The following is a 10,031-nucleotide window of genomic DNA, read 5'->3' on the forward strand; positions in this document are numbered from 1 at the left end:
TTTTGCAAACCCTATTCCTGCTTTCGATTTCAATCTTTAAAAACTTAAAAGGAGTTTTTAAAGGATTTTCATTGCAAATAACATTCTCTGAACTCCAATATAAAATAAACTCTTTAGTGAAGAAATCAGGGCTAAATAGGTTTAGTCTATAGCAAATATCGGTTTCCACGACAATTGATACAGTCTTTTTTCTATTTTCTATTTTCTATTTTCTATTCGCTCCCAATTTACATTCCCAAAACAACGAAACAAGTAAACGCCCAAAAATAGGTTTAGTCCTCAGTGGTGGTGGTGCCAAAGGTTTTGCTCATATTGGAGTATTGAAAGTTCTAGAAGAAGCTGGCGTAAAAATTGATTATATCGGCGGAACAAGTATGGGTGCTGTTGTAGGCGGTTTATATGCATCTGGTTATAGCGCCACACAAATAGATTCTATATTTTACAACACCAATTTTGACGAGTTATTACAAGATTATATTCCGCGGTCTTCCAAAAATTTTTACGAAAAAAAGAATAACGAAGTCTATGCTGTTGTTTTACCATTTCACAAATTCAAATTAGGCATTCCCATAGCGCTTTCCAAAGGAATGTACAATTATAGTTTACTAACTAAACTAACCCACAATGTGAGACATGTTCGCGATTTTAGCAAACTTCCCATTCCTTTTTTATGCATTGCTACCGATATAGAAAAAGGAGAAGAAGTAATCTTGAATGGTGGTTATTTAGCTCAAGCTATGCTGGCTAGTTCTGCCTTTCCCTCCCTGTTTTCGCCAGTAGAAATTGACGGAAAACTATTAATTGATGGTGGTGTTATCAACAACTATCCCGTAGTAGAATTGCGCAAAATGGGTGCCGATATTATCATAGGTGTTGATGTTCAAGACGACTTAAAAGACAGAAAATCACTAACAGATGCTACTCGAATTCTTGTTCAAATTACCAATTTGGATATGATAAAAAGAATGGAAGAAAATATAAAAATTACTGATGTTTATATTAAACCAGATGTGTCCCAGTTTGGCGTTATTTCTTTTAATCAAGGCAAAGAAATTATAAAAAAAGGAGAAGAGGCAGCTTTGTTAAACCTGTCAAAAATAAACGAATTAAGTCAAATTGCTAAAAAGACACAACCCAATAATTTAAAAGTTCAAAAAGATTCATTAATAATAAAAAGTGTGACTCTCAATCAAATTAAAAATTATACAAAATCATATATTATAGGTAAATTGGGTTTTAAAATAGGAAAGAAAATAAGTTACGACGATTTAAAAACAGGTATCAATAATATCAATGCTACTCAAAACTTTAGCAGAATAATTTATACTCTGGAACCTTATAAAGATGGAGATGAATTAAAACTAAGTCTAACCGAAAATCCAATCAAAACCTATTTCAAATTTGGATTGCACTACGACCAACTATATAAAAGCGCTCTTTTAGTGAATCTTACTCGAAAAAAAAATCTCTTGAAAAATGATGTCCTTTCTTTAGATGCCGGACTTGGAGATAACATTAGGTATAATTTTGATTACTATGTTGACAATGGTTTTCACTGGAGTTTTGGAATAAAATCAAGATACAATCAATTCAATAAAAATCTTTCTAATGATTTTAGCAACGGTGAAATTTTAAATCAACTAGGTTTAAACTCTATAAATATTGATTATGCCGACCTTACTAATCAAGTGTATGTTCAAACTATTTTTATTCAAAAATATTTAATAGGAGCAGGTATAGAGTTTAAAAAATTGAAAATCAATTCCGAAAATTTAAGCGTTATCAACCCTGTATTTGAAAATAGTTCCTACGCTAGTATTTTTGGATACCTCAAATATGACTCCTATGACAATAAATTATTTCCAAAAAAAGGATGGTTTTTTGCAGGAGATATACAATCTTTTGTTTATTCTACTGATTATACCAACCAGTTTAATCGCTTTTCCATTGCAAAAGGAGAAATAGGATTAGTTAAAACCTTTTTTAAAAAAATTGCCGTTAAAGTTGACACCGAAGCTGGATTTGCGTTAGGAGAAAAAAGTGTTAATTTCTTAGATTTTTTCTTGGGAGGTTATGGCTTTAACACTATCAATAATTTCAAACATTTTTATGGATATGATTTCCTTAGTATTTCGGGCAATAGTTATATCAAATCATGTTTTACTTTTGACTATGAATTTTATAAAAAAAATCACGTAAATTTTGCTGCCAATTATGCCAATGTGGAAGACAACTTATTTGCTACGGGTAATTGGCTTTCAAAACCAAGCTACTCTGGCTATGCTATTGGTTATGCCTTAGAGTCAATAATTGGTCCCATTGAGGTGAAATATACTTGGTCGCCCGAACTGAGTAAAGGATTCACTTTTGTCAGTGTGGGATTTTGGTTTTAAGATTTTTTTAAAAACCTCAAAAACTATTTTTTTTTTCTTTGTGAACCATAAAAAACTATATTTGAAAACTATTAATTAAACTTACTATTTATGTCTATTTGGAGAGTTAAACCTGTTGCTGCTTTTGAGGCAGATATGAAAAAAAGTGACTTAAAACGCATTCTTACCCGTTGGGGCTTAACTTCGTTAGGAATTGGCGCAATCATTGGTGGAGGTATTTTTACATTAACAGGAATTGCAGCCCATGATTATGCTGGCCCTGCATTAGCTTTATCATTTGTTATAGCTGGCATCGGTTGCTTGTTTGCATCATTGTGTTATGCAGAATTTGCTTCTGTTTTACCTGTTGAGGGTTCGGCTTACGCCTACGCCTATGGCACGGTTGGCGAACTTTTTGCATGGTTTATTGGGTGGAATCTTATTTTAGAATATATGATGGGTGCCACAACTGTTGCCGTAGCTTGGAGTGGCTATTTTGTAAAGTTTTTACACCTTTTTGGTATTGATATTCCCATTTGGTTGTGTAACGACTTGGCTACTGCTACTGAGAAAATAATCGAACACAATAAAGAATTTCCGACTCAATTATTGGATTTACCTAGCTTTGCTTTCAACTTGCCAGCATTTTTAATTACATGGATTGTTACTGGCGTTTTAATAAAAGGTATAAAAGAAGCAGCAAGTACAAATAATATTATTGTTGTCGTTAAAGTAGCCGTTGTATTATTTGTAATTATAGTTGGCGCCTTTTATATCGATACTAGCAATTGGCATCCATTTATTCCTGAAGCCATTCCTGCCTTAGACGAAATGGGTAATTCCACTGGAAAAATGAATTTTGGCTTTGGCGGTGTGCTAACTGCTGCAACTATAGTATTTTTTGCCTACATAGGTTTTGATGCCGTTTCTACCCAAGCTGGCGAAGCAATAAATCCTAAAAAAGATGTACCGTTTGCTATTATTGCTTCGCTTGTAATTTGTACCGTGTTGTATATTTTAGTTTCACTAGTGCTAACCGGAATGGTTCCTTACTCAGTTTTGGACAAAGCGGCACCAGTAGCATCAGCGTTTAGCGAGAAGGGTTTGACCTGGGCGGTATTTATAATTACACTTGCCGCAACAGCAGGTTTAACATCGGTAATGCTCGTAATGATGTTGGGACAAACAAGAATATTCCTTGGCATGGCTAAAGATGGTTTGTTGCCAAAATTTTTTAAATCTATTCATCCAGAATTTAAAACACCTTACAAAAGTACCATTTTAGTCGGTGCAATTATATCTATCGTAGCAGCCGTTACGCCTATAAATAATGTTAGTGAAATGTGCAGTATGGGAACATTGCTTGCTTTTGCAATGGTTTGTATCGCAGTAATGATGCTTCGTTACAAAAAACCAGAGCTAGATAGACCGTTTAGAACTCCTGCTGTTTATGTTGTTGGTACACTTGGCGTTTCATTTAATATCTTTTTAATGTGTTTCGTTCGACTTCATACCTGGATTGCATTTTTAATTTGGGGTGCATTAGGCATTGCTGTTTATTTTTTATACAGCAAAAGAAGATCTAATCTGGAAAATAACGACATTATCGAAGAAGAATTTTTATAAAATTATATCAACGTATAAAATCCAAAAGAAAATATCTTTTGGATTTTTTTGTTTAAAAAATTCACGATATTTGTTATATGAAAAAGTGGAATGACTTATTAATACATCTAAAATTCCTCATCAAGAGAAATCCTGAATGAGCCATTTGGTTATTGTTAGCTTCAAAGTTTGAAACAACTGTAAACTTTAAAATGTTAAACTTTAAACAAAAGAAAAATGCCATTTTATCACAAACTTGGAAATATTCCACCTAAACGTCATACGCAATTCCGTAAACCAAACGGTGATTTGTATTACGAACAACTTTTTGGTACCGTAGGTTTTGACGGCATGTCAACTAATTCCTATCACGAGCAACGGCCTACACAAGTTAAAGAAATTCGTTCTCATTATAGTGTAGCACCTAAAATTGCCAAATCCAATAATATTCAATCTTATAAGTTAAAAGGATTTGATGTTGCTCCACAAGATGATTTTCTTGAAAGCCGAAAAATTATATTGACCAATTCAGATTGTCATATTGTACTCGCTGCGCCAAGAAAATCAACAACCGATTATTTCTATAAAAATACCGATTCTGATGAAATGATTTTCATTCATAAAGGTTCAGGTAAATTAAGAACCATTTACGGAAACCTTGATTTTAAATACGGAGATTATCTTATCATTCCTCGCGGAATTATTTATAAAATTGATTTTGATACTGAAGACAATCGGTTATTTATTGTAGAATCTCACGTGCCAATTTACACCCCAAAACACTATCGCAATTGGTTTGGTCAACTACTAGAACATTCCCCATTTTGTGAAAGAGACATTCGTCGTCCCTATGAATTAGAAACCAATAATGAAAAAGGGGAATTCACCATTAAAGTAAAAAAGAAAGACGAAATTTTCGAAATGATTTATGCCTCACATCCTTTTGACGTCATTGGATATGATGGATTCAATTATCCGTATGCGCTTTCTATTCATGACTTTGAACCTATTACAGGTCGTATTCATCAACCGCCACCAGTGCATCAAACATTCGAAACCACTGCATTTGTAGTTTGCTCTTTCGTTCCTCGTCTGTATGATTATCATCCGTTGTCAATTCCTGCGCCTTATAATCATAGTAATATTGATTCTGATGAGGTTTTGTACTACGTAGATGGTGATTTTATGAGTAGAAATGATGTAGCTCCAGGAAATATTTCATTGCACCCAGCAGGAATCCCTCATGGTCCACACCCAGGAGCATCCGAGAGAAGCATTGGCAAAAAAGAAACGCAAGAACTAGCCGTTATGGTAGATACTTTTAAACCACTTATGGTTACGGAAGATGCCATGAAAATTGCCGATGATAAGTATTTCTTGTCTTGGCTAGCCCACTAACCCCCAAAGGGGAAATTAATAATATTGTGTTACTAATTATTGTTAAAGAAAACACAAGGCGTTATTAAAAATATAAAATAGTATTAATGAATAAAATCCTATCCACCCCCTAATAGGAATTCCCCCTTTGGGGGTTAGGGGGATTAATTATGAGTAAAGAAGTAAAATCCGTTGACTACGGACTAGAAAAAATATTTGAAGGCGCGCAGGATTTCCTTCCGCTTTTAGGAACAGATTACGTAGAATTTTATGTTGGAAACGCCAAACAATCGGCACATTATTACAAAACAGCATTTGGTTATCAATCTTTGGCTTATGCTGGTTTAGAAACTGGTGTAAAAGACAGAACTAGTTATGTGTTAAAACAAGACAAAATTAGATTGGTATTGACTACACCTTTAAACCCAGAATCCCCAATCAATCAACACATTGTTAAACATGGAGATGGCGTAAAAGTAATTGCCCTTTGGGTAGAAGATGCTACAAAATCCTTTGAAGAAACAACCAAGCGTGGTGCAAAACCATTTATGGAACCTACGGTTGAAAAAGATGAACATGGCGAAGTGGTTCGTTCAGGAATCTATACTTATGGCGAAACAGTCCATATTTTTGTGGAACGAAAAAACTACAACGGTATCTTTTTACCGGGTTATAAGGAATGGAAATCAGATTATAATCCTTCCTCCGTTGGATTAAAATACATAGACCACATGGTTGGTAATGTAGGTTGGAATGAAATGAATACTTGGGTAAAATTCTATGAAGAGGTCATGGGATTTGTAAATTTCTTATCGTTTGATGACAAACAAATTCATACCGAATATTCTGCTTTGATGAGTAAAGTGATGAGCAACGGCAACGGTAGAATTAAGTTTCCAATTAACGAACCTGCCGAAGGAAAGAAAAAATCTCAAATTGAAGAATATTTAGATTTTTATGGTGGTCCGGGAGTACAACACATTGCTATTGCAACTGATGATATTATTTCCACAGTTTCCCAGCTGAGAGCCAGAGGCATTGAGTTTTTATCTGCTCCTCCACATGCCTATTATCAAGCAATTCCAGAAAGATTAGGCGTTCACATGGAAATGATGAAAGAAGATATTAATGAAATTGAAAAATTAGCCATTATGGTTGATGCCGATGAAGATGGCTATTTACTCCAAATTTTCACCAAACCTGTTCAAGACAGACCAACTTTATTTTTTGAAATCATTCAAAGAATGGGTGCCAAAGGTTTTGGTGCAGGAAATTTTAAAGCGTTGTTTGAATCTATCGAGAGAGAACAAATGTTGCGTGGAACTTTATAAAAAAGAAAATTATTTTATCCCAACTAATGATAATTCATCTTGGTTTTGGTTTAATATCAACTCAGAAAGTTTTCGTAATTATCTCTTGTTATAATTCTGGTTTCAGAATTAGGGTAGGCATTTGTAAATGTTTTTGATATTGTTGCTTTTTTATTGAAATTCCATTTGAATTCAAACGCATACAGTTTGCCGTCAATTTCTTCAATATAATCTATTTCTTGTTGGTCTTTTGTTCGCCAAAAATACCTATTTGAATATCGTTTGTTGTAGTGATTAAATTTCATTCTTTCTGAAATTAGGTAATTTTCAAACAAAGCTCCAATATCTTGTCTTGCCTCTGCCATTTGAAAATTTGAAATCAATGCATTGCGAATGCCGTTATCATAAAAATAGATTTTTTTAGACAATTTTAACTCATTACGTAAATTTCTATTGAACGAGTTGAGCTTGAAAACAACAAACGCTTTTTCTAATAAATTAATATAATTCTCTACCGTTTTACTGTCTAAACCTATTAAATTTCCAATTTCGTTATATGAAATTTCCGAACCAATCTGGAAAGCAAGTGCTTGTAGCAGTTTGATTAATTTTTCGGGCTTTTTAATGGTGTCCAACATTAAAATATCTTTAAAAAGGTAGCTGTCAGCCAAAAATTTTAAAACTTCTATCTCGCCACCTTCATTATTTATAACTTCTGGATAAGAACCAAAAACCAATCTTGTATTCAAATGCCTCTTTTCTATTAATTGAGTATTGGAAACTATCATTTCCTCAAAAGAAATTGGGAACAATTGATACTCTAATTTTCTTCCCGTTAATGGTTCGTTTGTTTTGTTTAGCAATTCAAAGGCAGACGATCCAGTGGCAATAATTTGAATTTCGGGATAATTGTCGTGAAGTAATTTTAAGGCCAATCCAATGTTTTCTAATCGTTGGGCTTCATCAATAATAACAAGTCTATGGTTGCCAATAAGTGCATTAAGTTGTGTTGAAGTGGCGTTTTTAAATCGTTCTTGTATGTCATACTCATCGCCATTAATCCAAATGCAATTATCGTTTTGTGCCATAATTTTTTTTAGTAAGGTGGTTTTGCCTGTTTGTCTTGCTCCCAAAATCACAATAACTTTCTTTCTAAAAAGGTTTTGGGTAATTATATTTTCTAATTTACGAAGAATCATGTTGTTCATTTTTATCAAAATTACAACTTTTTTGGAATAGAATACGAAAAAGAAGTTACTTTTTTGGAATAGGATATTGTACCCGATAGTTTTAACGCTATTTCGTCATATAGTTTTCTTGATGGCTTATATCAATTATATTATTAATAAATAACTTCGTATGTTTAGACTATTTTATAAGTATAATCATTATGTTATTACCCTAAAACAACAGCAATAGATTAAAAAGTTAATTTTATTGCGAAATTAATAAAATACAACGTTGTAGTAATGCTTTTTTTGCTAAATAACTGTTAAAGTTAGTTTTTTACTTGTAATAACGCAACAAATTAAATTATATTTGCACCATAAAAATAACAAAGGAGTGGTTTCCTCATATTTTTGGATAAATTTTCATAATTTATAGTTTTTTGGTTGGTTAATAGCATAAAAACTCAGTCATTAATTTGACTGAGTTTTTTTGTTTTTTTACATTTGGAACGGATATTGCACTTGTTTGCAAAATCCAAAGAAAAAAATGAAAAAATACTGCTTCCTTTTATTGCTTTTCATAACAGTGAGTTTTGATTCTCAAAAACCTGTTGCTTATGATGCTGGCGAATGGTTCAAATTCAGGATTCATTATGGATTCATCAATGCTGGTTTTGCCACTCTCGAAATACAAGAAGCTGTTAAAAACAACAAAAAAGTATATCATGCCATTGGAAAAGGATACACTGTTGGAATGTCCCGTTTCTTTTTTAAAGTGGATGACACGTATGAAAGTTATTTTGACAAAGTGACGAACAAACCCTATCAATTTGTTAGAAAAATAGACGAAGGCGGTTATACCAAAAACCAAGAAGGTTTTTTTAATCAAGATGCTAATAAAGTTCTTATAAAGGATTATAAAAACAAAACTGAAAAAACTTTTTCAGTTACCGAAAATGTGCAGGACATTATTTCAACTTTTTACTTCTTAAGAAACTATCCTACAATTGATAAATTAAAAGTAGGGGAATCAGTAGTTGTTGATATGTTTTTTGATGACGAGGTTTATAAGTTTAAGTTAAAATTCATAGGAAGAGAGAATATAAAAACTAAATTTGGTACTGCTCCAACAATGATTTTTAGACCATTAGTTCAATCTGGAAGAGTTTTTAAAGAAGAAGAAAGCTTAACCGTTTGGATATCTGATGACGAAAATAAAATGCCACTTCGGATAAAAGCAAGTTTGGCTGTTGGTTCTATTAAAGCAGACTTAGAAGGTTTCAAAGGATTAAAAAATCCATTTATGGTTAAACTAGAAAAATAATGAACGTTAAAACAACAAACTACAATACAACTATAGAAGCTTTAGAACAAAAATTTGAAGCTATAAATCAAAAAACCGAAACACATCTTGAAGGACTGCTTTGGTCAAAACCTATTACTTATTGGGATTATATTCAAACCGATGCATTACTAAACCTTCAAACCCAAAGAACTGTTTTACCAGATGAAATGGTTTTTATCATGTACCATCAAGTGAATGAATTGTTGTTCAAAATGATTCTTTGGGAAATCAACCAATTGTGTCACAGCGAAAAACCTGAAACCGCCTTTTTTACCGAAAAACTGAGAAGAATAAGCCGTTATTTTAATATGCTGACCACTTCATTTGACATCATGGGCGACGGAATGGAAGTAGAACAATACATGAAGTTTAGAAATACTTTGACCCCAGCAAGCGGATTTCAAAGTGCACAATACCGATTTATCGAATTCGCTTCTACCGATTTAATCAACCTTATCGATTATCGATTTAGAGCATCAATCGACAGAAATACACCTTATTCTCATGCCTTTGAACATTTATATTGGCAAGCTGCAGGAAAAGATTATTCAAGTGGCGAAAAATCATTTTTAATTTTAGAATTCGAAAGAAAATATAGAGATGAATTCCTGCGCTATATGGAAGAATACAACACCATAAACATTTGGCAAAAATTCCAACAACTCCCTCTTGAAGCTCAAAAGAATGTAGCTTTAGTTAATGCTATGCGCCATTATGACTACACGGTAAATGTTACTTGGGTAATGGGGCATTTAAACGCGGCCAAAAAATACATTGAAAGCGGCCATGGTTCTGGCGAAGCTACTGGTGGAAGTGATTGGAAAAAATACATGCATCCAAAATACCAGAGAAG

7 protein-coding genes are annotated in these 10,031 nt (G+C 33.0%); 6 read left to right on the forward strand and 1 reads right to left on the reverse strand.

The window, feature by feature from the left end; all coding sequences use genetic code 11:
• The first annotated feature begins 200 nt into the window (after nt 1–200).
• From ACK5ON_RS10125 to hppD, 4 genes are all read left to right on the forward strand, one after another.
• Nucleotides 201–2,393, forward strand: coding sequence for a patatin-like phospholipase family protein (locus ACK5ON_RS10125; RefSeq protein WP_409822141.1), 2,193 nt, complete (start codon nt 201–203; stop codon nt 2,391–2,393).
• 90 nt (nt 2,394–2,483) lie between these two features.
• Nucleotides 2,484–3,998 (forward strand): APC family permease, encoded by a 1,515-nt coding sequence (locus ACK5ON_RS10130; RefSeq protein WP_409822134.1) that lies wholly within the window; start codon nt 2,484–2,486, stop codon nt 3,996–3,998.
• Nucleotides 3,999–4,214: 216 nt separating this feature from the next.
• Entirely contained in the window at nt 4,215–5,375 is a 1,161-nt protein-coding gene (locus ACK5ON_RS10135; protein ID WP_409822136.1) for a homogentisate 1,2-dioxygenase, read from the forward strand.
• Between the two features lie 149 nt (nt 5,376–5,524).
• A complete protein-coding gene (gene hppD, locus ACK5ON_RS10140) occupies nt 5,525–6,685 on the forward strand; it encodes a 4-hydroxyphenylpyruvate dioxygenase (protein ID WP_396173320.1) in 1,161 nt (386 codons plus the stop codon).
• Nucleotides 6,686–6,741: 56 nt separating this feature from the next.
• Here the strand turns inward: hppD and ACK5ON_RS10145 are convergent, their stop codons facing one another.
• Complete coding sequence (locus ACK5ON_RS10145; protein WP_396173322.1) at nt 6,742–7,863, reverse strand: ATP-binding protein; 1,122 nt, start codon at nt 7,861–7,863, stop codon at nt 6,742–6,744.
• Between the two features lie 517 nt (nt 7,864–8,380).
• Between ACK5ON_RS10145 and ACK5ON_RS10150 the strand changes: the two genes are divergently transcribed.
• Nucleotides 8,381–9,157: a DUF3108 domain-containing protein gene (locus ACK5ON_RS10150; protein WP_396173324.1), complete on the forward strand. Its 777-nt coding sequence runs from the start codon at nt 8,381–8,383 to the stop codon at nt 9,155–9,157.
• Nucleotides 9,157–10,031, forward strand: an 875-nt coding sequence (locus ACK5ON_RS10155; RefSeq protein WP_409822139.1) for a tryptophan 2,3-dioxygenase family protein, incomplete at its 3' end; no start/stop codon positions are given. The genes ACK5ON_RS10150 and ACK5ON_RS10155, both read left to right, overlap by 1 nt.

The organism is Flavobacterium sp. (genome assembly GCF_046317795.1).
Lineage (GTDB): Bacteria > Bacteroidota > Bacteroidia > Flavobacteriales > Flavobacteriaceae > Flavobacterium.

Bases quoted from the DNA above. Each gene is read 5' to 3' on its own strand.
- ACK5ON_RS10150 (WP_396173324.1), top strand. From the start codon at position 8,381: ATGAAAAAATACTGCTTCCTTTTATTGCTTTTCATAACAGTGAGTTTT.
- ACK5ON_RS10135 (WP_409822136.1), top strand. From the start codon at position 4,215: ATGCCATTTTATCACAAACTTGGAAATATTCCACCTAAACGTCATACG.
- ACK5ON_RS10130 (WP_409822134.1), top strand. From the start codon at position 2,484: ATGTCTATTTGGAGAGTTAAACCTGTTGCTGCTTTTGAGGCAGATATG.
- ACK5ON_RS10145 (WP_396173322.1), bottom strand. From the start codon at position 7,863: ATGATTCTTCGTAAATTAGAAAATATAATTACCCAAAACCTTTTTAGA.
- hppD (WP_396173320.1), top strand. From the start codon at position 5,525: ATGAGTAAAGAAGTAAAATCCGTTGACTACGGACTAGAAAAAATATTT.